The sequence below is a fragment of the Phenylobacterium deserti genome (genome assembly GCF_003254705.1).
Lineage (GTDB): Bacteria > Pseudomonadota > Alphaproteobacteria > Caulobacterales > Caulobacteraceae > Phenylobacterium > Phenylobacterium deserti.
In genome coordinates this window covers 1,722,490-1,743,884 of the sequence record NZ_QFYR01000001.1, presented here as the reverse complement: position 1 = coordinate 1,743,884, position 21,395 = coordinate 1,722,490, and the positions used below count along the sequence as shown (strand labels likewise).

At 66.9% G+C, this 21,395-nt stretch carries 26 protein-coding genes; 11 read left to right on the top strand and 15 right to left on the bottom strand.

From position 1 onward, the window contains the following. Positions 1–36 precede the first annotated feature (36 nt). Positions 37–399, bottom strand: a complete 363-nt coding sequence (locus tag DJ018_RS18955; protein WP_133254248.1) for a hypothetical protein — start codon at positions 397–399, stop codon at positions 37–39. A 209-nt stretch (positions 400–608) separates the two neighbouring features. Between DJ018_RS18955 and DJ018_RS08780 the strand changes: the two genes are divergently transcribed. From DJ018_RS08780 to DJ018_RS08755, 6 genes are all read left to right on the top strand, one after another. Then, positions 609–1,550, top strand: a complete 942-nt coding sequence (locus DJ018_RS08780; RefSeq protein WP_111514436.1) for a ribose-phosphate pyrophosphokinase — start codon at positions 609–611, stop codon at positions 1,548–1,550. 117 nt (positions 1,551–1,667) lie between these two features. Continuing rightward, positions 1,668–2,717: a hypothetical protein gene (locus tag DJ018_RS08775; protein ID WP_111514435.1), complete on the top strand. Its 1,050-nt coding sequence runs from the start codon at positions 1,668–1,670 to the stop codon at positions 2,715–2,717. Between the two features lie 150 nt (positions 2,718–2,867). Next, complete coding sequence (locus DJ018_RS08770; protein WP_111514434.1) at positions 2,868–3,464, top strand: 50S ribosomal protein L25/general stress protein Ctc; 597 nt, start codon at positions 2,868–2,870, stop codon at positions 3,462–3,464. A 33-nt stretch (positions 3,465–3,497) separates the two neighbouring features. Beyond that, entirely contained in the window at positions 3,498–4,118 is a 621-nt protein-coding gene (gene pth / locus DJ018_RS08765) for an aminoacyl-tRNA hydrolase (protein WP_111514433.1), read from the top strand. A gap of 65 nt (positions 4,119–4,183) precedes the next feature. Continuing rightward, the gene (gene ychF, locus DJ018_RS08760) at positions 4,184–5,281 is read left to right on the top strand and encodes a redox-regulated ATPase YchF (protein WP_111514432.1); all 1,098 of its coding nucleotides are present in this window, start codon (positions 4,184–4,186) and stop codon (positions 5,279–5,281) included. A gap of 13 nt (positions 5,282–5,294) precedes the next feature. Further along, positions 5,295–5,975: a dienelactone hydrolase family protein gene (locus DJ018_RS08755; protein ID WP_111514431.1), complete on the top strand. Its 681-nt coding sequence runs from the start codon at positions 5,295–5,297 to the stop codon at positions 5,973–5,975. Here the strand turns inward: DJ018_RS08755 and DJ018_RS08750 are convergent. Next, a complete protein-coding gene (locus DJ018_RS08750) occupies positions 5,972–6,442 on the bottom strand; it encodes a hypothetical protein (RefSeq protein WP_111514430.1) in 471 nt (156 codons plus the stop codon). The genes DJ018_RS08755 and DJ018_RS08750 overlap by 4 nt on opposite strands. Positions 6,443–6,597: 155 nt before the next feature. Between DJ018_RS08750 and DJ018_RS08745 the strand changes: the two genes are divergently transcribed. Continuing rightward, a complete protein-coding gene (locus DJ018_RS08745) occupies positions 6,598–7,419 on the top strand; it encodes a hypothetical protein (RefSeq protein WP_111514429.1) in 822 nt (273 codons plus the stop codon). A 22-nt stretch (positions 7,420–7,441) separates the two neighbouring features. On the opposite strand, the gene DJ018_RS08740 is transcribed toward DJ018_RS08745, so the two are convergent. From DJ018_RS08740 to petA, 3 genes are read right to left on the bottom strand one after another with little or no spacing between them, the layout of a single operon-like run. Further along, the gene (locus tag DJ018_RS08740; protein WP_111514428.1) at positions 7,442–8,284 is read right to left on the bottom strand and encodes a cytochrome c1; all 843 of its coding nucleotides are present in this window, start codon (positions 8,282–8,284) and stop codon (positions 7,442–7,444) included. Between the two features lie 7 nt (positions 8,285–8,291). Further along, positions 8,292–9,611, bottom strand: a complete 1,320-nt coding sequence (locus DJ018_RS08735; RefSeq protein ID WP_111514427.1) for a cytochrome b — start codon at positions 9,609–9,611, stop codon at positions 8,292–8,294. 5 nt (positions 9,612–9,616) lie between these two features. Next, positions 9,617–10,171 (bottom strand): ubiquinol-cytochrome c reductase iron-sulfur subunit, encoded by a 555-nt coding sequence (gene petA / locus DJ018_RS08730; RefSeq protein ID WP_111514426.1) that lies wholly within the window; start codon positions 10,169–10,171, stop codon positions 9,617–9,619. A gap of 234 nt (positions 10,172–10,405) precedes the next feature. Between petA and DJ018_RS08725 the strand changes: the two genes are divergently transcribed. After that, complete coding sequence (locus DJ018_RS08725; RefSeq protein WP_111514425.1) at positions 10,406–10,873, top strand: tRNA (cytidine(34)-2'-O)-methyltransferase; 468 nt, start codon at positions 10,406–10,408, stop codon at positions 10,871–10,873. Continuing rightward, the gene (gene hemF / locus DJ018_RS08720; protein WP_111514424.1) at positions 10,870–11,742 is read left to right on the top strand and encodes an oxygen-dependent coproporphyrinogen oxidase; all 873 of its coding nucleotides are present in this window, start codon (positions 10,870–10,872) and stop codon (positions 11,740–11,742) included. Before DJ018_RS08725 ends, hemF begins: the two co-directional genes overlap by 4 nt. A gap of 189 nt (positions 11,743–11,931) precedes the next feature. Here the strand turns inward: hemF and DJ018_RS08715 are convergent, their stop codons facing one another. From DJ018_RS08715 to DJ018_RS08690, 6 genes are read right to left on the bottom strand one after another with little or no spacing between them, the layout of a single operon-like run. Then, positions 11,932–12,639, bottom strand: coding sequence for a glutamine amidotransferase-related protein (locus DJ018_RS08715; RefSeq protein WP_111514423.1), 708 nt, complete (start codon positions 12,637–12,639; stop codon positions 11,932–11,934). A gap of 9 nt (positions 12,640–12,648) precedes the next feature. Next, entirely contained in the window at positions 12,649–13,890 is a 1,242-nt protein-coding gene (locus DJ018_RS08710; protein WP_111514422.1) for a CCA tRNA nucleotidyltransferase, read from the bottom strand. Next, entirely contained in the window at positions 13,887–14,177 is a 291-nt protein-coding gene (locus DJ018_RS19690) for a DUF6111 family protein (protein WP_476742283.1), read from the bottom strand. The genes DJ018_RS08710 and DJ018_RS19690 overlap by 4 nt, the downstream gene beginning before the upstream one ends. Then, on the bottom strand, positions 14,158–14,817 hold the full coding sequence (locus DJ018_RS08700) for a CoA pyrophosphatase (protein ID WP_240609484.1): 660 nt from the start codon (positions 14,815–14,817) through the stop codon (positions 14,158–14,160). The genes DJ018_RS19690 and DJ018_RS08700 overlap by 20 nt, the downstream gene beginning before the upstream one ends. Next, the gene (locus DJ018_RS08695) at positions 14,814–15,389 is read right to left on the bottom strand and encodes a DUF1285 domain-containing protein (protein WP_111514420.1); all 576 of its coding nucleotides are present in this window, start codon (positions 15,387–15,389) and stop codon (positions 14,814–14,816) included. Before DJ018_RS08695 ends, DJ018_RS08700 begins: the two co-directional genes overlap by 4 nt. A gap of 43 nt (positions 15,390–15,432) precedes the next feature. After that, on the bottom strand, positions 15,433–15,942 hold the full coding sequence (locus tag DJ018_RS08690) for a GNAT family N-acetyltransferase (RefSeq protein WP_111514419.1): 510 nt from the start codon (positions 15,940–15,942) through the stop codon (positions 15,433–15,435). A 270-nt stretch (positions 15,943–16,212) separates the two neighbouring features. Here DJ018_RS08690 and DJ018_RS08685 point away from each other — a divergent pair, with 270 nt between their 5' ends. After that, on the top strand, positions 16,213–17,469 hold the full coding sequence (locus tag DJ018_RS08685; protein WP_111514418.1) for an MFS transporter: 1,257 nt from the start codon (positions 16,213–16,215) through the stop codon (positions 17,467–17,469). Position 17,470: 1 nt separating this feature from the next. Here the strand turns inward: DJ018_RS08685 and DJ018_RS08680 are convergent, their stop codons facing one another. From DJ018_RS08680 to trxC, 4 genes are all read right to left on the bottom strand, one after another. After that, positions 17,471–17,950, bottom strand: coding sequence for a GNAT family N-acetyltransferase (locus tag DJ018_RS08680; protein ID WP_111514417.1), 480 nt, complete (start codon positions 17,948–17,950; stop codon positions 17,471–17,473). Beyond that, positions 17,947–18,819, bottom strand: coding sequence for an SDR family oxidoreductase (locus DJ018_RS08675; RefSeq protein WP_111514416.1), 873 nt, complete (start codon positions 18,817–18,819; stop codon positions 17,947–17,949). The genes DJ018_RS08680 and DJ018_RS08675 overlap by 4 nt, the downstream gene beginning before the upstream one ends. Before the next feature lie 10 nt (positions 18,820–18,829). Next, positions 18,830–19,609, bottom strand: a complete 780-nt coding sequence (locus DJ018_RS08670; RefSeq protein WP_111514415.1) for an enoyl-CoA hydratase-related protein — start codon at positions 19,607–19,609, stop codon at positions 18,830–18,832. A 76-nt stretch (positions 19,610–19,685) separates the two neighbouring features. After that, complete coding sequence (gene trxC, locus DJ018_RS08665) at positions 19,686–20,138, bottom strand: thioredoxin TrxC (protein WP_111514744.1); 453 nt, start codon at positions 20,136–20,138, stop codon at positions 19,686–19,688. Positions 20,139–20,342: 204 nt separating this feature from the next. On the opposite strand from trxC, the gene DJ018_RS08660 reads away from it, so the two are divergent. After that, positions 20,343–21,359, top strand: a complete 1,017-nt coding sequence (locus DJ018_RS08660) for a glucokinase (RefSeq protein ID WP_111514414.1) — start codon at positions 20,343–20,345, stop codon at positions 21,357–21,359. The last annotated feature ends 36 nt before the right edge of the window (positions 21,360–21,395 follow it).

The following is a 21,395-nucleotide window of genomic DNA, read 5'->3' as shown; positions in this document are numbered from 1 at the left end:
CCCCTCCGCCGTGCGGAGGGGCCCGCCAGGGGCCGCTTAGCGGCGGGTCTTCTTGCGGTCCTTGTCCTTGGCCGCGCCTTGGTCGGTGCTGCTGTCCGTCGCCGACGTGGAGGCGCTGGCGCCCTGCTGGTCAGCGGAAGTCTGGCCGCTGGCCTGGGTGTCTGCGGTCGCCGAACCGGTCGTATCCGTCGTGGCCGAGGTGGAGGAGCCCCAAGTGGAGCCCGTCGCGCCCGTGGCGGCCGATCCCGTCGAGCTGGTGGCCGGCGCCGTGCTGGAGCTGGTGGCCGGAGCGCTCTGAGCGCCCGTCGACGGAGCGGTGGTGGTGGAGGTGGTCGACTGAGCCTGAGCTGAAGCGCCAGCCAGCAGAGCGAGCGCCGCAGCGCCAATGAGGATACGCATGTGTGTTCTGTGTCCCTGTCGTTTCCCCCGACACGTCTAACGAGCCCTCGCGGCAGGGCTCTACCAAGGCGAGGTCTGGACCATTGTGGGGCGCAGCTTGACCATGGCGAACGATGTCTGGACCCGGACGAGTTGACGCCGCGGGATAGACTCCCGCGGCTCCGCTGGTAAAAGGCCCGCCCATTAGCTGAAAAGGCTCGGGGGACCCGATGAAGCTGCTGGCCGGCAATTCCAACAAGACGCTGGCGGAAGCCGTCTCGGCGCACCTGGACGTGCCCCTGACCAAGGCTCAGGTGAAGCGCTTCCCCGACAACGAGGTGTGGGTCACCATCGACGAGAACGTCCGCGGCGAGGACGTGTTCGTCATCCAGTCCACCAGCTACCCCGCCAACGACAATCTGATGGAGCTGCTGATCTGCATCGACGCGCTGAAGCGCGCGTCGGCCCGGCGGATCACGGCCGTCCTCCCCTACTTCGGCTACGCGCGCCAGGACCGGAAGACCGGCGGCCGCACGCCGATTTCGGCCAAGCTGGTCGCGAACCTCATCACCCGTGCGGGCGCCGACCGGGTGCTGACGATGGATCTGCACTCGGGCCAGATCCAGGGCTTCTTCGACATCCCAACCGACAACCTGCAGGCCGCCCCCTTGATGGCGCAGGACATCAAGGACCATCACGGCGCGAAGGCGGCCAGCGAGCTGCTGATCGTTTCCCCCGACGTGGGCGGGGTGGTGCGCGCTCTGGCGGTGGCCAGCCGGCTGAACGCCGACCTCGCCATTGTCGACAAGCGCCGCTCGGGCCCGGGCAAATCTGAAGTCGCCAACATCATCGGCGACGTGTCCGGACGACGTTTGATCATGTTCGACGACATCGTCGATTCGGCCGGCACGCTGTGCAGCGCGGCCCAGTCGCTGATCGACGCCGGCGCCGCCGAGGTTTCGGCCTACGTCACCCACGGCGTGCTGTCTGGCGCGGCCAGCGAGCGGGTGAAAAATTCGGTCCTGAAGGAGCTGGTGATCACCGACTCCATCGAGCAGCCGGACCCGATCCTCAACAACGAGAAGATCCGCCGCGTCAGCTGTGCGGCGCTTCTGGGGGAAGCGATCCGCCGCATCGCCAACGAAGAGTCGGTTTCCAAGCTGTTCGACTGAGGTTTCCGGCCGGGCGAACGGCCAAGCTTGGTCAGCAAGAATTTACCATGCGAGAACACAAACTCGCCGACCTCGCGTGTATCTTCGCCCCAACTGCTTTCCGGGAACGCCCTTCGTATGACTTTCGTACTTCCGGTCCGCCGCGCCGTGGCGCTGGCTGCGATCGCTGTGGCCGCGACTCTCGCGAGTTGCGCAAAGCCGCCCCCGCCTCCGCCTCCGCCGCCGCCCCCGCCGGCCGTGAGCCTGTCGCCCAAGCTTATTGAGCAGGCCAGCGCCTACCGCCTGTATGTGACCCGGGCTACGGCCATCTCGCCTGCGTTCGCCAGCGGCGCGGATGTCGCCGAGCGCCTGCGCACCGGCGCGGCCTATGAACCTCAGCAACTGCTGCGCGGCGCCATCGCCTACGGCGCCGTGGCCGCCCTGCAGGATCCGGCCTTCGTGGCCGGCGTGCGGGTCTACGCTGCGGATGCGACCCAGCGTCAGCAGGTCGCCTATTCGATCATGCGCGACCCCGCCTACGTGATCGGCATCACCGGGTCGGCCAGCGCCGCAGGCCTTGTTCAGAACGCCCTGGGCGAGGACGGCCGCAAGCTGCTCGAGCAAGGTCGCGCGGTGAAGCAGGCCGCCTACGACGTCCAACGCTCCTCCTGGTCCAAGGCTCACGTGCCTGATCAGCCGGGCCGCCTGGCGCTCGCCAAACAGCTCTCCGCCACGCCGCTGGCGGGCGAAGTGGCCGAAACCGCTCGCCTGACGGAAGCGTCGACGGGCGCCGCGCCGCTGGGCCTCTCGCCCAGCACGCTTAGCCCGCCCTATTCGCCCGTGGTGGTGCGAAGCATGGCGGTCGCCGCCCTGGCCGCGCTCGGCTACGCCAATGACGAGAGCCTGGCGCAGGTCATGCCGCTTATGGCGGACCCCGCCTCGGCGACCTGCTTCAACATGTCCAAGCTGAACCTCTACCAGTGCCTGGCCGTCTCCAAGCCGCACTACGAGGACGTCTTCTGCCTGGGCCAGCACGTGATGATCGACACCGGCTCCTGCCTCCTGAAGGGCGCGGGCATGCCGATCCCGGTCGATCCCAACGCTCGTCCGGTGAAGGTCGCGGAAGAGGCGAGCCTCACGCCCGCCGCCGCTCCAGCCCGTCCGAAAGCCAAGACCAAGAAGCCCTAAGCTCGCCTTTCGGATTACGACGTGAAAACAGAGCCCCGGCCCGTTGCACAGGCCGGGGCTTTTGTGTATCTACGCGCACCTTTCCGACCAACCGGTCGCGGATCTGCGTCGCCGCGCGCCAGCGCGGCGGCTTCGTTTTGAGGCAAGGCTATGGCCGATATCGTTTTGAACGTTGAAGTGCGTGAGCGGACCGGCACCGGCGGCGCGCGTGAAGTCCGTCGTGCGGGCAAGGTCCCGGGCGTCCTCTACGGCGGCGACAAGGATCCGGTGGCCATCGCCGTCCGGTCCAACGAGTTCCGCAAGGCGCTCTACACGGGCAAGCTCCTGGGCCACCTTGTGACCCTGAAGTACGGCGACGAGACCCAACCGGTCATCGCCAAGGCCGTGGACATGCACCCGGTGACGGACGAGCCCTGGCACTTCGACCTGTACCGGGTCGACGAGCACCAGCAGATCAAGATCGCCGTGCCCGTGCACTTCTCGAATCAGGACACCTCGCCGGGCCTGAAGCGCGGCGGCGCGCTGACGATCGCCCTGCACGAAGTGACCCTGTCCTGCCCGGCCGACCAGATCCCGGAAGAGGTCGTGTTCGACCTCGCCAGCTCGGACATCGGCGCCACGATCCGCGTTTCCGACCTGCAACTGCCGGCCGGCGTTCAGGCGGCGGTCGACGGTTCCACCGTGGTTGCGACCATCGGCGGCGCCTCGGTCGAAGCTGAAGCCGAAGCCGAAAGCGCCGAAGCCTAAGCCAACCGGTCTTACGGGCCGGGGTTCCCGCGCATGCTGTTGATCGCAGGCTTGGGCAACCCCGGCGCCGGTTACTCGAAAAACCGGCACAACGTCGGCTTCATGGCCGTCGATGAGATTGCGAGGCGCTGGGGGTTCGGCCCCGAGCGCTCCCGCTTCCAGGGGCTCGCCCGCGAGGGTTCGATCGATACCCCTGAAGGCGCCGTAAAGGCGCTGATCCTGAAGCCCCTCACCTACTACAACGAGAGCGGTCGCGCCGTTGGCGAAGCGCTCAAGTTCTTCAAGCTTAAGCCGATGGATCTCGTTGTCTTCTACGACGAAATCGATCTGGCGCCCGGTCGTTTCCGGATGAAGACCGGCGGCGGCGCCGCGGGCAACAACGGCATCCGCTCCGTGGCGGCCCAGGTCGGACCCGACTTCCGCCGCGCTCGCATCGGCACGGGCCACCCAGGCCAAAAGGAACTGGTGCAGGGCCACGTTCTGTCCGACTTCCACAAGGCGGAGATGCAGTGGCTTGAGCCGCTCCTCCAGACCTGCGCAGACGCCATGCCCCTGCTGGCCCTTGGCGAAGACGAAAAGTACCAGGCCGAGGTCATGCGCCTCGCTCCCGCCGAGAAGGTCGATCCGAAGCAAGCCGCCCGCCGCGGCGGCTAGCTGCGGTTTATGCGGCGCGTCCCACGTGCTAGGTCGCGCCCCTCACAAGGATTTCGAAGACACTCATGGCTCTGAAAGTCGCCATCGTCGGCCTGCCGAACGTGGGCAAGTCGACCCTGTTCAACGCCCTGACGCAGACCGCCGCCGCCCAGGCCGCGAACTATCCGTTCTGCACCATCGAGCCGAACACCGGCGATGTCGCGGTGCCGGAGCCGCGCCTGGACGCGCTCGCCGCGATCATCCCGTCTAAGGAGATCATCCCGGCGCGGATGAACTTCGTCGACATCGCCGGCCTGGTGCGCGGCGCCTCCAAGGGCGAAGGCCTCGGCAACCAGTTCCTGGCCAACATCCGTGACTGCGACGCCGTCGCTTTCGTCGCGCGCTGCTTCATCGACGACGACATCACCCATGTCGAAGGCAAGGTGGATCCGCTGGCCGATCTCGAGACCATCGAGACAGAGCTGATGCTCGCCGACCTCGAAAGCCTTGAGAAGCGCGTACCGAACCTCGAGAAGCGCGCCAAGGTCGGCGACAAGGACAGCGCCCAGACCCTGCGCTTGATCCAGGTGGCGCTGACCGAGCTGAACGCCGGCCGTCCGGCGCGCAAGGCGCAGGTCTCGGCCGAGGACGAGAAGGCGTGGCGCATGCTCCAGCTGCTCACCGCCAAGCCCGCCCTCTATGTCTCCAACGTCGACGAAGCCTCGGCCGCCACAGGTAACGAACTCTCTGCCGCGGTGGCGGAGCGCGCCAAGCGCGACGGCGCCGACCACGTCGTGATCTCTGCCCAGATCGAGAGCGAGATCGCGCTGCTCGATCCGGAAGAGCGCGCCGAGTTCTTGGAAACCCTCGGTCTGACCGAGCCCGGTCTGAACAAGCTGATCCGCGAGGCCTACCACCTGCTCGGCCTGCAGACCTACTTCACGGTCGGGCCCAAGGAGGCGCGCGCCTGGACGATCCACAAGGGCGACACCGCTCCGCAGGCCGCCGGCGTGATCCACACCGACTTCGAGAAGGGCTTCATTCGAGCCGAGACCATCGCCTATGAGGACTATGTCCGCCTGAAGGGCGAGGCCGGCGCGCGCGAAGCCGGCAAACTGCGCCAGGAAGGCAAGGAGTATGTCGTCCAGGACGGCGACGTGATGAACTTCCGCTTCAACGTCTGACGGGAGAAGCCTGATGGGCGAGACGATCCGGCTGGCCAGCGGCGAGGACGGTTTCGAGTACGACGCCTATCGGGCCGCCCCGCAGGAAGCCCGCCGCGGCGGACTGGTCGTCCTGCACGCCATCTGGGGCGTCACGCCGCACCTGCGCGAGCTCGCCGACGAATGGGCTGAGCAGGGCTATGAAGTCATTGTCCCGAGCCTGTTCGATCGGTTCCAGCGGGGCTTCGCCGCCAAGGACTTCGACGCCGACCTGATGGATCGGCAGATGGAGTTCGGGAAGCGCACGGCCTGGGGCGCTGACGTGCTGGACGCCGTACAGGCTGCGATCGACGCCCTCCAGCCGCCTGTCTATGCGATGGGCTTCTGCTATGGCGGCACGGTGGCCTGGCTGGCCGCCAGCCGTTGCACGGGGCTCTCGGCCGTCAGCAGCTTCTACGGCGGCCAGATCGTGGAGTACCTCGCCGAGCAGCCGAAAGCCCCGATCATCCTCCACCTCGGCAAGACCGACGAACTGATCCCGCCCAAGGATCAGGACGCCATCCGCAGCCACCACCCTGACCTGCAGGTCTGTATGTATGATGCAGGTCACGCCTTCGTGGCGCCGACCGGCTACCACGAGGACAGCGCTCGCCTTTCCAAGCTGCGCACGCTCGCCTTCTTCGCGCGAAACGGCGGCGGACGGGGCGAGGTTTAGGTCCGCTCGACGATCAGCTTGCGGACGTCGGGGATGCGTTCAAGCGCCCGGACGAGGACCGCCTGCGCCGCCAGGATCCCAATTCCCGCTGCATAGGCGGAGAAGACGTTCGCACGGTAGACCCCGGTCGCGGAGACCGTGGTGATCTGCCAATAGATGAACAGGGCCGCGCCCAGGAGCAGGCAAAGCCCAGTGATGATGGACCCGGGCGTCTGGCCGAAGCCGGCCTGGAAACTCATCCAGACGTACTTGGCCAAACCCCTTCGCAGCACCGGCACCGCCAGCGGCGCCACCAGCGACACCATCAAGAAGATCGCTGGCCATAGCAGGATCCAGTGCATCAGTGTGGAAGCTCCACCTGGGAGCCGTCCGACCGCATGCACCCCTGCCCCTGCATAGATCAGGCTCGCCAGGGCGACCGTGAGGTCCTGCATGCGTTTGAAGTTCCGCCACGCGCGCGTGTACATGTGACCATCATGTCCGGCCTTCACGGCTTGCGTAAGGCGCCACGGCCGCGATCCAGCCAATTTCGGCCATCTGCACGGCAAGACTGCCGCAGCGCGCGCTTCAGAGCCCGAGCGGCGTCGCCCGCGCCCCCGAGCTGGGCTAGGCTGGCTCTGACGTGATCCGCCGCTCCATCGCCCTCCTGACCGCTCTCACGGCCGCGACGGCCGCTCCAGCTATCGCGCGTGCCGGTGAGGTTCGCTGCTGGCTGGACAACGGCGTCGTCGTGGCCGCTGCATCCGTGGCAGGGGTCGCTGGAGACTACGTTATCGACACAGGACAAGCGGGCAGTCAGTTGGGCGAGACCCGCGCTCAGTCCGAAGGCTTCGATGGCAAGACCGTCGCCGGCGAGGTGCTTCTGGCGAATGAACGGCTTGGATCCCACGCGCTCGCCGTCACGGACCTGGATCTTCGGACGGGCGCCCTGCCGACGCCGGTGGCCGGGGTGCTGGGAGCCGATGTCCTGCGGGGCTTTGTCATCGATGTGCGCTTTGCGCCGTGCCGCTTGGCCGTCTGGCCGGCAGGCAAGTCCCCACCACTGTCAGGCGTCGTGCACACCTTGGAATGGAAATCCGGCGCGCCGACCGTCGCGGCGCGTGCTGCGGACGGATCGCAGGTGCTGGAAGGCGCTTTCACCCTCGCCACCGGCTCCGACACAGCGGTGCGCCTAAGCGACGACGCCGCCTCCGTGGCGCGCGCGACGAAGCGCCAGGAGCTCTATCCCTACGGCGTCTACCGCCCTCGGCTCAGGGCTCTCGAGCTGAACGGAAGGCTGTTCGAACTGGTGCCGGCAGGCCTGCTCCGAGCGAGAGACACGCCGGCCCTGGGCGAACTCGGCACGCCGGTGCTCGCCCACTACCGGCTGCGTTTCGACTTTCCTGCGAGCCGAGTGGTTCTCGCCAACGAAAAGAGCCCGCCGGCGGCTGCCGACGGGCCCTGATCAGTTGGCTTACGCCCGTGGTCTAGTGGGCCACGTTGCGCCAGATCCGGCGGTAGCTGGCGTAGACGAGGCCCGTGAGGATCAGCAGGTAGATCATCGCGGCGAGGCCGAACGACTTACGCTCTTCCATCTTGGGCTCGGCGGCCCAGGCGAGGAAAGCGGCGACGTCCCTGGACTGCTGCGCCACCGTCGAGCGCGTGCCGTCGTCGAAGGTCACCCGATCGGGAGAGAGCGGCGGAGGCATGGCGAGCACGCCGCCCTGAGGCACGTGGCCCTTGCCGGTCCAGGACGCCGTCAGGTCGCCCGGGAAGTAGGGGTTGTAGTGCTGGCCCGGCTGGATGGTGAGGCCCGCGGGCGGGTTCACGTAGCCGATCAGCAGCGAGTAGATGTAATCCGGCCCGCCTTCGCGCGCCTTGGAGATGTAGGACAGGTCAGGCGGGATCGCGCCGCCGTTGGCGCCGCGAGCCGCTGCTTCGTTCGGGAACGGCGACGGGAAGTGATCCGCCGAGGTGGCGGGCCGCTGGATCGGGTCACCGGTTTCCGAATCGATGTCGCCAACCTGGATGTCGGCCGCCAGGGCCTTCACATACGGGTTGTCGTTCGGGTTCGGGTACTTCGAGTCATAGAAGGGCCCGCCCTTCTGACCGAGGTTGCGGAAGTAGACCTGGCTCATCGCGTGGCACGACGAGCAGACCTCGCGGTACACCTTGTAGCCCCGCTGGAGCTGAGCCTGATCGAACTTGCCGAACGGGCCCTCGAATGACCACTGGAGCTTTTCAGGCTCCTTGGGGTGGGTCGCGGCCTGGGCCGAGCCCGCCAGAAGAGCGAGCCCGAGCGCCGCGAGAGCAATACCTTTGCGCAGCATCGTGGGCTCAACCCTTCTTTTCAGGCGACGCCACGGCGCCGGCCGGCGTGGTGGCGGGATGCGACAGGACGGGGGCGGAGATCGAGTCCGGCACCGGCAGCGGGGTTTCCGTCAGGCCAAGCAGCGGGGTGATCACCAGGAAGTAGGCGAAGTAGTAGAGCGTCGCCAGACGCGACAGCCACACGTAGCTGTTCAGGTCGGCGTCGATCACCGTGAAGCTGGTCAGCCCCGGGATCACCGGATCGTCCGGCAGCTTGGCGCCGCAGAAGCCCAGCACCACCGCCGCGACCAGGAAGATGAAGAAGTACAGGCGCGCCGTCGGGCGGTAGCGCATGGACCGCACCTTCGAGGTATCCAGCCACGGCAGCACGAACAGCACGCCGATGGCGCCGAACATGGCCAGCACGCCGCCGAGCTTGTCCGGAACCGCGCGCAGGATCGCGTAGAACGGCAGGAAGTACCACTCAGGGACAATGTGCGCCGGCGTCACCAGCGGGTTGGCCGGGATGTAGTTGTCGGCGTGGCCCAGGATGTTCGGGTTGTAGAACACGAAGTAGGCGAACAGCAGCATGAAGACCAGGATCGCGAAGCCGTCCTTCACCGTGTAGTACGGGTGGAAGGGAACGACGTCTTCCTTGGACTTCACGTTCACGCCGATCGGGTTGTTGTTGCCGACCACGTGCAGCGCCCAGATGTGCATGGCCACGAGGCCCGCGATCATGAACGGCAGCAGGTAGTGCAGGGCGAAGAAGCGGTTCAGGGTCGGGTTATCGACCGCGAAGCCGCCCCACAGCAGGGTCGTGATGCTTTCGCCGACAATCGGGAAGGCGCCCAGCAGGTTGGTGATCACCACCGCGCCGTGGAAGCTCATCTGACCCCAGGGCAGCACGTAGCCCATGAAGGCCGTCGCCATCATCAGCAGGTAGATCACGCAGCCGATGATCCAGAGCACTTCGCGCGGCGCCTTGTAGGAGCCGTAGTAGAGGTTGCGGGTGATGTGGATGTAGACGGCCACGAAGAACATCGAGGCGCCGTTGGCGTGCATGTAGCGGATCAGCCAGCCGTAGTTGACGTCGCGCATGATGCGCTCGACGGACTGGAAGGCATGGTCCACGTGCGGGACGTAGTGCATCACCAGGATGATGCCGGTGACGATCTGGATCATCAGGCAGATCGCGAGGATGCCGCCGAACGTCCACCAGTAGTTCAGGTTCTTGGGCGTCGGGAACTCGATCGCCGTGTCATAGGCCATCCGGACGATCGGCAGTCGCAGATCGAGCCAGCGCTCAAAGCCGGTCTTCGGCTCGTAAGTGGAATGTCCGCTCATCAGTGTCAGCCGATCTTGACCTTGGTGTCGGAAAGGAAGGCGTACTCCGGCACCACCAGGTTACGCGGCGCAGGGCCCTTACGGATGCGGCCCGAGGTGTCGTAGTGCGAACCGTGGCACGGGCAGAACCAGCCGCCGTAATCGCCGCCGCCGAACGTGGGCACGCAGCCCAGGTGCGTGCAGGTGCCGACCAGGACCAGCCATTCCGGCTTGCCGGGCTTGTGCCGCTCTTCGTCCTTTTGCGGGTCGCGCAGGGCCGCGTTGTCGTCGCGCACGGCCGAGGCGATCTCCGCCGGGGTGCGCTTACGGACGAACAGCGGCTTGCCGCGCCATTTCACGGTGACCTGCTGGCCGTCGGCGACCTTGGTCAGGTCGAACTCGATCGAGGCCAGCGCCAAGGTGTCGCCCGCCGGGTTCATCTGGTCGATGAACGGCCAGGCCAGCGCGCCAACGGCGCCCACGACCGCGGCGCCCGCGGCGATATGGATGAAGTCGCGACGGTTCGGGTCTTCGCCCGAAGCGTGCGGGTCGGGGTTTGCGCCCACTGCGGTGTCGGCCACCTAAAGCTACCCTTCGATTGGAGCCAGGGACCCATGACGCCCCTGACCCGTTGGACGTCCTCAAACCGCTTGAGGCCGCCCCGGCATTGGACCCGGCCGGAGTTTCCGGCAGGACCTCATTGAAGGACAGGTCACGGCAGGACTTGTCACCGGAAGCGCTTTGCGAAACTACGCGCGGCGTATCCGTGATTCGTCGTTGTATGCCCCGGCCTATCCCGTGGCGGTTCGCTTAGAATGCGTTTGGCTCTTTTTCAACCGGACATTCCGCAAAACCTGGGCGCCGCCCTCAGACTGGGCGCCTGTCTTGGCGTGCCGGTGGACATCATTGAACCCTGTGGGTTCCCGCTTTCGGACAAGGCGGTGAAGCGCGCAGCCATGGATTATGCCGCCAAAGCCGAGGTCCAGCGTCACGACAGTTGGGCGAAATTCCTGCAAACTCTGAGACTTGATTCAGGACGCCTGCTGCTCTTCACCACCCGCGCGGCGGAGCCCTATGGACAGTTCGCCTTTCAGCATGACGACGTGCTTCTTATGGGTCGCGAAAGTGCAGGTGTTCCGGACGATGTGCACGCGGCCGCGGACGCTCGTCTTTTCATTCCGCTGGCGCCTGGCGCCCGTTCGCTGAACGTCGTCACGGCCGCCGCCATGGCTTTGGGCGAGGCGTTGCGCCAGACGGATGGATTTCCTAAGCCGCCCGCATGACCGATCGCGCCCTGCTCGAAGACCGCACCGCCCAAGCCCGCGCCTGGTTCGACACGCTGCGTGATCGTATCGCGGCCGAGTTCGAGCGGATCGAAGACGAGGCTCCGGCCGAGCTTTATCCGGGTGAGCCGGGCCGCTTCGAGCTGAAGCCCTGGGTGCGTGCGGAGGGCGGCGGCGGGGTCATGGGGTTTCTGCGTGGCCGCTTCTTCGAAAAGTGCGGGGTTCACGTCAGCCAGGTGCATGGGACCTTCTCAGCTGAGATGGCGCGTTCCATGCCTGGCGCCGAGGAGGATCCCCGCTTCGTCGCCACAGGGATCAGCCTGATCGCCCACCCGGTGAACCCGCGCGCCCCAACGGTGCACATGAACACCCGTTTCCTGGCCACCACGCGTTCGTGGTTCGGCGGCGGGGCAGATCTGACGCCGATGGTCGAGGAGCAGCGAAGCCAGGAGGCGGACGACGCCCGCCTGTTCCACGCAGCCATGCAGGCCGCCTGCGACAAATACGATCCCGAGTGGCACCCTCGCTACAAGGCGCGCTGCGACGAGTACTTCTTCTTGCCGCACCGAAACGAGCCGCGCGGCATCGGCGGTATTTTCTACGACCATCACGACAGCGGAGATTGGGCGCGCGACTTCGCGTTCACTCGCGACGTGGGTGAGGCCTTCCTGAGCGCTTATCCGAAGATCGCCCGCCACCGGATGGACGAGCCTTGGACGGAGGCCGACCGCCAGGAGCAGCTGGTCCGCCGTGGCCGCTACGTCGAATTCAACCTGCTCTACGACCGGGGCACGATGTTCGGCCTGAAGACCGGTGGAAACATCGAGAGCATCCTGTCGTCGATGCCGCCGCTGGTGGCCTGGCCTTAACCGGCTGCGTTTTCCGCGAACTGCGCCTGCCGCGCGCCCTCGGCTTCGCTTCCGGCCTGAGCTCCGATGCCAACCGCTAGGGCGGCGGCCGCACTCGCCGCCACGATGACCAACTTCCAACCCCTCATGGTTGGCTCCTCTGAGAACGCTTCGCCCCCCGCGGGCTTGGCCCCATAACCCGAACAGCCGTCAAACTGTTGCGCCGGAAAGGAAATTCCGGATCCAGCCTCCGACGCGTGCCCGATCGTCAGGCGCCGAATAGCTGGCGATGCCCAAGTTCGCCTCGTCTTCGGAATACCGGGTGCCGCGCCGACTTTCGATCAGGGCGACCGCATAGGCAGGTTCGAACTCGGGGTGCAGCTGGATCGAGATCGCCTTCTGGTCGCGGTAGGCCAGCGCGCCGAACGGCGTGAACTCGCTGGCCGCAAAGACCTCGGCGCCCGGCGGCAGTTCGCTGACCTGATCCTGATGGGAGGCTGGCAGACGGATCTCATCCCCTTGCCCGTCCATCCACGGCTCCCGGCTCTTCAAAGCGTAGGTGTGCGCGCCCAGGCCCCAGCCCTTGGACGACTTGGTGGCGCGACCACCGAACGCTTCGGCCATGATCTGGTGGCCAAAGCACACACCAACCAGCGGCGTGCGGCCCCTGGCTTGGTTCAGGAAGGCCTTGAGCTCGCCGATCCAGGGCTCGGGATCATAGACGCCGCACGCGGAGCCGGTGACCAGGTAAGCGTCGCAGATGTCGACCTTGGCCGGCCAATCGCCCTCATCGACGGCGTAGATCCGATAGTCGAACGCGGTCTCGCCCAGCAGCTTGCGGAACATGTCGGGATAGCCGCCGAACTTCTCACGCGCGGAGGGCGGCGGCGCGCCGGTTTTCAGGATGCCGAGCTTCATGACACCTCCCTACCGGGAGGTCAGCTCGCGCGCCACCTCATGCAGGACCGAAAGCGTCTCATCGCGATCGGCGGGGAAATCCTGGGCGATCCACCAGGTTTCAACCTGCTTCAGCGCCGCGCCGACCAAGGGGCCTTTCGGAAGGCCCGCCGCCATTGCGTCGGCGCCGTTCACCGGAAGAGCCGGCGGGTTCCAGCCGGCCGCCTGTTCGATGAGGCGGTCCCAACCCTCGCCGCCGCTCTGCGCCCAAAGCAGCTTGGCCCGATCGATGAAGGCCTGGGCGCCGAGGGCGTAAAGCGCCTGACGCACTTGGTGCGAGGTCATCGCGGGCGACAGAGGGTGCGATGGGTCCAAGGCTGCCTCAATGCGATCCCGCTCGGCGTTGGACAGGCGCAGGCGCTCGGCGCAGCGCCGCCCCAGCGCCGGCTCGTCCGGCAACAGCGCCGCGAGACGGAGCACCGGCTCCGCCCCTGGGAGAGGGCCGCGCTCGACCTCCACCAGCGCTTCGAAGCGCGTGCGACTGACCACTTCAGGAAGCACCACAGCCATGACGCCGGTGCTGGCCATGAGCGCGACGGCGCCCCTTGGGTCGTCAGCAGCCAAGAGCTTGAGAAGCTCGGCGGAGATCCGCTCGGCCGCGAGGCTCGCGACGGGGTCTTTCAGTCTGGTGATCGCAGCGACGGCCGCAGCGTCGGGCGCCTCGCGCCCATACCAAGCCATGAAGCGGAAGAAGCGCAGTGACCGCAGGTAATCTTCGCGCAGCCGTGTCTCGGCATCGCCCACGAAGACAATGCGGCCAGCAAGGGCGTCGGCGACTCCATGGCCGGTCGGGTCGAAGATCGAACCGTCCCGGCGCGCGTAGAGGGCGTTGAGGGTGAAGTCTCGCCGCTGAGCGTCCTCCATCCAATCCGCGGTGAAAGCCACGACGGCCCGCCGCCCGTCGGTTTCGACATCGCGGCGCAGAGTGGTGATCTCGAATGGCTGATGGTTGGCTATGGCGGTGACGGTGCCGTGCTCGATGCCGGTCGGAACGGCTCTAAGACCTGCGGCCTCGATCGCCTTTGTCACCTCAACCGGCGTCAGGGTCGTGGCGATGTCGACATCGCTGATTGGCCGCCCGATCAGCGCATTGCGCACGCAGCCGCCGACGAAACGCGCGCAATCGGCGCCGCCTGCGGCTTCAAGTGCGTCGAGAACGGCGGATGTTTCGGCCGCGGTGATCCAGTCGAGCGGGCCCAGGTTCGCGGTCATGGCTGAGCCGGCGTTCGCTGTTCGAAACGGCCCTTGCTGACCGTGCCGTCCGGTTGGACCTCGCCCGGCACATAGGTCTGTCCCCGGTGGCTGGGCTGCAGCACCGCAGTGACCACAAGGCTGGCAGCCACCAGCGCCGCTCCGGCGGCGAACAGCCAGGCATAAGGCGTCGAGCCCATTGGACGACCGCTCCGCCGCGCCTGCTCGCGCCAGAGGAACCAGACCGCGAAAGGCAGGAGGAACAGAATGCCCCGGGCAATCAGGACTCTAAGCAAAGGCGGCCCCATAAAGCCGGTCGTAGAGGGCGCGCAGGATGCCCGCGGTCGCGCCCCAGATGAAGCGCTCCTCGTAGTTCATTGCGTAGAAGCGCCGCCGCTCACCCGTCGGCAGAGTGCGCTCATGCTGTTCGTGGTTCTGCGGATCCATCAGGAAGCCGAACGGTGTCTCGAACACGTCGGCCACCTCGTCAGGGTTAGGCGTGAGCGTAAAGCCGGCATTCACGAAGCCCACCACGGGCGTGATCAGGAAGCCGGTCCCCGTCTGGTAAGGCGTCGACAGCCCAGCGAGGCTCACGAAGGCGGGGTCCAGGCCCACCTCCTCCTGCGCCTCGCGCAACGCGGTCTCCCAAGGCGTCTCGCCCGGATCCCGCCGTCCGCCTGGCAGGGCGATCTGCCCCGTATGCTTGCGCAGGGTGTCCGATCGACGGGTCAGCAGCACCGAGTAGCCCGCCTCCCGCTCCACGAGCCCGATCAGCACGGATGCGGGCGTCAGCGGGCCGACTTCCCGCGGCCGTTGCGGATTGAGGTCGTAGTCGGAGCGCACGCCGCCCTGGATCGCGTCCCGCTCTTCGAGCGGATCAAGATGGGTGCGGATCCAGTCCCTCAAATCCGGCTCGCCAGTCCGGTCCAGCCCCGGCACGCCGTTCACAGCTGGTGAGCTCCCGGCGCGCCAACAGCGAACCAAGCTCCGTTGGAAGCAACGCCGAGAGCAAGCCCCTCCGGCGTTTGCCGCTCCTCGGCCAACTCGATCAGTTCGTAGAACACAGGACGGGCGATCAAAGCCTCAAGACCCCTGCGCACGTGCAGGTACGGCCTCGGCTCGCCATCCTCGCCTACGTCAACGCGGATGGCGTTATCGGGTCCGGCCTCAACCTCGTCGCCAACGTTGGTGGTGAAGCGCAACGCGTCGCCCACGCGGTCCACGCGGGTGGCGATGAATGGGGCGTCCTCCACCTCGATCCGCATCTTCTCGACCGGGGTCACCAGCCAGAAGCCGTCCGGGTCCTTACGCAGCACGGTGGAAAACAGGCGGACCAGCGCCTCGCGCCCGATCGGCGAGCCCTCGTGGAACCACAGGCCGTCCTTGCGGATGACGATGTCGATGTCCCCGCAGTTCGGCGGATCCCACAGGTGCACCGGCGGGAGGCCACGGCCAGGAGCCTGCGCCTTGGCCGCGGCGATCACGCCGTCCAGGCCTGGGGGGTTTTGGTTGTCCGCCATGAGCGGAAAGTTAGGGGCCGAGCCTTCCCGCCTCAAGCGTCGCTCATCGCCCCCGCACTGGGCCGGCGAGTTCAGTCGAGGCGTCGAACAGGAGGGCCATGACCCGCCGCTGATCGACAGGTCCGGGAAGGATGGCGCCCTTGGCCGGCGCGGACTCAAAACCGAAGCGGGTGAAGTAGGCGACATCGCCCACCAACAACACGCCGGCTTCTCCTACGGCCTTGGCCGCTTCGCACGCGCGCTCCACCAACAGGCCGCCGAGACCGGCGCTACGCTGGCCTGTTTCGACCGCCAGAGGTCCCAGGAAGACCACGGGCGTCTCTCCCACGCGCACGCGCCACTGGCGCACGACGCCCAGCAACTCACCGTCTTCGAAGGCGCAGAACGACAGCTCGGGAGCAAAGTCGGCGATCTCCCGGACCCGCTCGGAGGACTTCACGAAACGGCCAGGGCCGAAAGCGCGATCAAGCAGCGCCTCGATGGCGGCCGAATGCTGCGGCTGTTCAGTGAGCAGAGTAAGCGCCGGGGCCGGCGCCAGGGGTTGGGCGGACATTGTGTTCAATTCTTGCGAAGGAGCGACGGCTCTGCCGCGCCCGGGCGCATCTAATGCGCCGGCGGACGGGCGGTTCAGTTCGGGAGGCGCATCAGCGCCGGGCGTCGTCGCAGCAGCATCGCAGTGGCCCTTTCGGCCGCCGTCGTGAAGCGCGCACGTAAGATCACGGCGCGCCGGCGTCAATCGCATGGATGCGTAAAGATCCGCTGACAATCTCCAGCGCGCAGCTAGGGTTGCGGTGCAGCCGCACTCGCGTCAGGGTCCCGGCCCATGCCCGAACACGTCCAGGACGATGTCGTCCCTTCCGCCCGCGCCCTGCTCAAGGAACGGGACTACCTCTTATTCTGGTGCTCCCGTTGGACGGGCAGCTTCGCGACCCAGATCCAGAGCGTCGCCATGGGCTGGCATATGTACGCCCTGGCGCGGCAAACCCGCTCTGTCGAGGAAAGCGCCTTTCTGGTCGGCATGATCGGCCTGGCGGCCTTCGTGCCGGTGTTCCTGCTGACCCTGCCCGCCGGTGAGATCGCCGACCGGCACGACCGCAAGAAAGTGCTGCTGCTTTGCCTGACTGGCGAGATCGCCAGCGTCCTGACGCTTGCCATCGCGACCTGGAAGGGTGTGGCGTCCGTGCCCCTGCTGCTCGGCATCGCCGCCCTGTTCGGGGCTAGCCGCGCCTTCTTCGCTCCCGCGAACACGGCGCTTGGCCCGATGCTGGTGCCAAGGAAGCTGCTGCCCCGGGCCATCGCGTGGAACTCACTTGCCTGGCAGACGGCGTCCATCGCTGGGCCCGCTGCAGGCGGGTTGCTGGTCGGTCTGTCGCCCGCGCACGCCTACTTCACCGTGATAGGCCTTTATCTGCTGGCGATCTTCTCGGTGACGATGATCCGCAAGAACGCCAAGCCGGAGGTCCAGCCGGGTTCGCGCTGGGCGCTGATGGTGGAAGGCCTTCAGTACGTCTGGCGGCAGAAGATCGTCTTCGGCGCCATCTCCCTGGACCTGTTCGCAGTTCTGCTCGGCGGGGCGACGGCCCTGTTGCCGGTGTTCGCACGCGACGTGCTGCACGTCGGTGCCGAGGGCTTCGGCATCCTGCGCGCAGGTCCGGCTATGGGCGCCACCGCCGTCGCACTGTGGCTTGCGGCGAACCCGATCCGCCGGCAGGCCGGTCACTTCATGTTCGCGGGCGTCGCGATGTTCGGGGTGGCGACCTGCGTCTTCGCCATCTCGCGCCAGCTTTGGCTGTCGGTTGCAGCTCTCGCCGTTCTGGGCGGGGCGGACATGCTGAGCGTCTACATCCGCCAGACCCTGATCCAGCTGGTCACGCCAGACCCCATGCGGGGTCGGGTCGCGGCGGTCTCGTCTGTCTTTATCGGCGCTTCGAACGAGCTCGGCGAGTTCGAAAGCGGCGTGGTCGCCCGCCTTCTAGGTCCCGTAGGAGCTGCCCTTTTTGGAGGTGTCGGCGCGCTGTTCGTCACGGGCGTTTGGGCGATGCTCTTCCCTGCCCTGCGTAAGGCTGATCGGCTGGAATAGGTCAGCTGCCGGCCAGCCGCTCCAGCGCCTCGCCGGTCAGCCGGCGGGTGATCCAGTCGTTCATCGGTGCAGCCCCAAGGCTGTCATAGAAGGCGATGGACGGCGCGTTCCAGTCGAGCACCGCCCACTCCAGGCGCGCCAGACCTTCCTCGACACACCGCTGAGCGAGCCGGCGCAGCAGCGCCTTGCCCGCGCCTGCACCGCGGGCCTGTGGCCGCACAAACAGATCCTCGAGATAGATCCCGTGGCGGCCGCGGAACGTCGAGTAGTTGTAGAACCAGAGGGCGAAGCCCACCGGCTGCCCATCCGCCTCGGCGATATCGCAGAAGGCTCGTGGAGCCTCGCCAAACAGGTCGCGGCGGATGTCCGCCTGCGTGGCGTCCACCTCGTGCAGCAGCTTCTCGTAGTCGGCCAGGTCGCGGACGAACTGATAAATCAGGGAAGCATCGGCAAGGCTCGCCGCCCGAACTGTGACGCTCATACTCCGAACCCGCGGCCGATCTCCACGCCGGGCGGGGGCGCGCTGCTCTCGGGCACGAAGAAGTCCGGCATCAGCGGCGCGGTCGGATGCATGCGGTATGCGTCGAAGTCTCTCACGCCCTCGCCGTACAGGAAGCTGTCGTCGATCAGGAACTGCCCTGTGAACTCACGCGACGGCTTGTTGAAGATGGCGTAGGCCGCGTCGGCCATGATCTCGGGCTTTCGGCAGTGGCGCAGCCCTTCTTCCCCCGTCAAAGCGAACTGGATGGCCGCCGTTGCGATGCCCGTGCGCGGCCAAAGGGCGTTGAAGGCGATGCCTTCGCCGCGGAACTCCTCGGCCATGCCCAGAACGCACATGCTCATGCCGAACTTGGCCATGGTGTAGGCCGTGTGCCCGGCGAACCAGCGCGGGCTCATGTCCAGCGGCGGCGACAACATCAGGACATGCGGGTTCGCCGACTTCCTGAGGTGCGGGATGCAGGCCTTGGACGTGAGGAAACTGCCGCGCGCATTCACCTGCTGCATCAGGTCGAAGCGCTTCATCTCCGTGGCCTCAGTGCCAGTCAGCTGAATGGCCGAAGCGTTGTTCACGCAGATGTCGATGCCGCCGAAGCGGGAGACCGCCTGCTCTACCGCCCCGAAGACGGAGGCTTCGTCGCGAACGTCCACTACCAGCGGCAAGGCTTGGCCACCGGCTTTCTCCACTTCCTCCGCCGCCGAATAGATCGTGCCCGGCAGGTGCTTGTGAGGCTCAGCCGTCTTGGCGGCGATCACGACGTTCGCACCATCCCGAGCCGCCCGCAGAGCGATCGCCAGGCCGATGCCCCGGCTGGCGCCGGTCACGAACAGAGTCTTGCCTTGCAGTGACATGGTTCGCCCTTCAGCCGAGCTTGGAGAAGTCGGGCGCGCGCTTCTGCACAAAGGCCGCGAACGCCTCGGCGGCTTCCGGCGACTTCAGTTGAGCTGCGAAGTGACCGAACTCGGCCTGCATGGCTTCGCTTACGGCGGGCACGTCGCGCATCAGCGCCTTGGTGATGGCCACGGCCGCGGGCGGGCGGGCGGCGATCGCCTCGGCGGCGGCGTGTGCGCGCGCCTGGACTTCCGCGGCGGGCAGCGCCGCATTGGCGATCCCCCACGCGGCGGCCGTGAGCCCGTCGATCGCCTCACCCAGCACGAACATCGAGAACGCGCGCGCATGGCCGATCCGCTGGGGCAGAAGCAACGAGGAAGCCGCTTCAGGGACAAGCGCGAGGTTCACAAAGGGCGTGGTCAGCAGCGCATCTTCGGCCACATAAACGAGGTCGCAGTGCAGCAGCAGGGTCACCCCCACGCCGACCGCCCGCCCCTGCACAGCCGCCACCAGCGGGATCTTGGCCTTGGCCAGCGTGGCCAGCAGGGGGTTGCCACCAACGCGCTGCTGGGCGGCTGCGGCGTCGCCCGCGTTCACAGCGGCGAAATCCATGATGTCGTTTCCAGCGGTGAAGGTGTCCCCCTCCGCCTGGATCAGCACGCACCGCACCTCGCGATCGGCCTCCGCGCTCTCAATGGCGTCGGCGACCGCCTGGTACATCGCGCGGGTCAGGGCGTTCTTTTTCTCCGGTCGGCTCAGGGTGACGGTCAGCACGCCCCCCGACACATCGGTCCGCACATGCTCGCTCATAGGCGTCTCCTCGCGCTTACGGCGTAAGCTTAGGATGAGGCTCGCACCTGGTCGACCGTGACGTCGCGTCAGCGCGTCAGGCTGCAGTCAGCCTGGGAGCGAAACGATCCACCCACCCGCGCAGCAGCGACACGTCTCCGACACCGGCCTGATGCGCCAGCACCTTTCCACCGTGCAGAACGAACAGCGCCGGGATGCCGCGGACGCCGAACCTCGCCGCCGCCTGCGGGTTAACGTCGACATCCACTTTCACGAAGCGGGCCCTCGGCTCGAGTTCGGCCGCCGCATTGGCGAAGATTGGAGCCATGGTCCGGCATGGCCCGCACCACGCTGCCCAGAAGTCGACCAGCAGAGGCAAGTCACTGGCGGCCAAGTGCTTGTCCAGTCGTGAAGCGTCCAGCTCTAAGGGCTCGCCGGTGAACAGCGCGCGCTTGCAGCGACCACACCGCGGCTCGTCTGCGAGGCGTAGGGCCGGTAGCCGGTTCACACCGTCGCAATGCGGGCAGACAATGTGCAATGATTGGCTCATGGGGCAGCTCCAAACATCCAGCCTGCCGGCAATCTGGAAGGCGCAAGTCGAGTTCCCGAGCCTCGCTGACACGCCCCCGGCGGAAACAACCGCCGCCAGCGACGTTCCTGCTTCCAAGTCACCGTTGCGGTCCAGCCGTGACATTTCGGCGTTCGTTGAGCGTCGGGGTGGCTGACAACGCTGTCTCAAGGTAAAGGCGCGTACATGCCCGCTGAAGCCAAGCTCCGCGCCGCCCCCGAGGCCATCGCTTCCCACGAGGAAATCGTCAGCGTCGATATCGGCGGGACCCACGCCCGGTTCGCCTTGGCGCGAATCGCGGCCGGCAGGGTGGCGGCGGTGGACGAACCGGTGATCCTCAAGACGGCCGAACACGGAAGCCTCGAGCTGGCCTGGAACTCTTTCGCCCAAACCCTGGACCGACCGATTCCCAAGGCGGCCGCCATCTCGATCGCCTGCCCTGTGGATGGCGAGATCCTGAAGATGGCCAACAATCCCTGGGTGGTCCGTCCGGGCGCTTTCCGCACCGAGTTGGGGCTGGAGCGGCATGTCCTGATCAACGACTTCGGCGCGGTGGGTCACGCCGTCGCCCAGGCTAGCCCTGGCGACCTGCAGCACATCTGCGGCCCTGACGTTTCGCTGCCGACGGACGGCATCATCACCGTTCTCGGCCCAGGCACGGGTTTGGGCGTCGCTCACGTGCTGATGCGCGGCGACAGCTACTTCGTGAACACCACCGAGGGCGGGCACATCGACTTCGCGCCCCTCGACAGCATCGAAGACGCGATCCTGCGCCACCTGCGCGCCCGCTACCGGCGCGTGTCGGTGGAGCGCATCATCGCCGGACCGGGGCTGGCCAACATCGTCGAAGCGCTCGCCGTCATCGAGGGCGCGCCGCTTCCTGCTCGCGACGATCGGGCTCTCTGGCAGGATGCTCTGTCGGGGGCCGAGCCTTTGGCGCGCGCGGGGCTTGAGCGCTTCTGCCTCAGCCTTGGAGCCGTCTCCGGCGATCTGGCCCTGGCGCAAGGCGCAAAAGCGGTGGTTATCGCTGGCGGCGTCGGCGCACGCCTTGCGTCTCATCTGCCCAACTCGGCATTCGGTGAGCGCTTCGTCGCCAAGGGACGCTTCGAAAGCATGATGGCCGCCATTCCGGTGAAGCTGATCACCACGCCCGAGCCCGGCCTGTTCGGCGCCGCGGCGGCATTCGCCAAGCAGTTCACCTAGGGAACGCGACTCGCATCCATGTCGAGCGCACGTCGG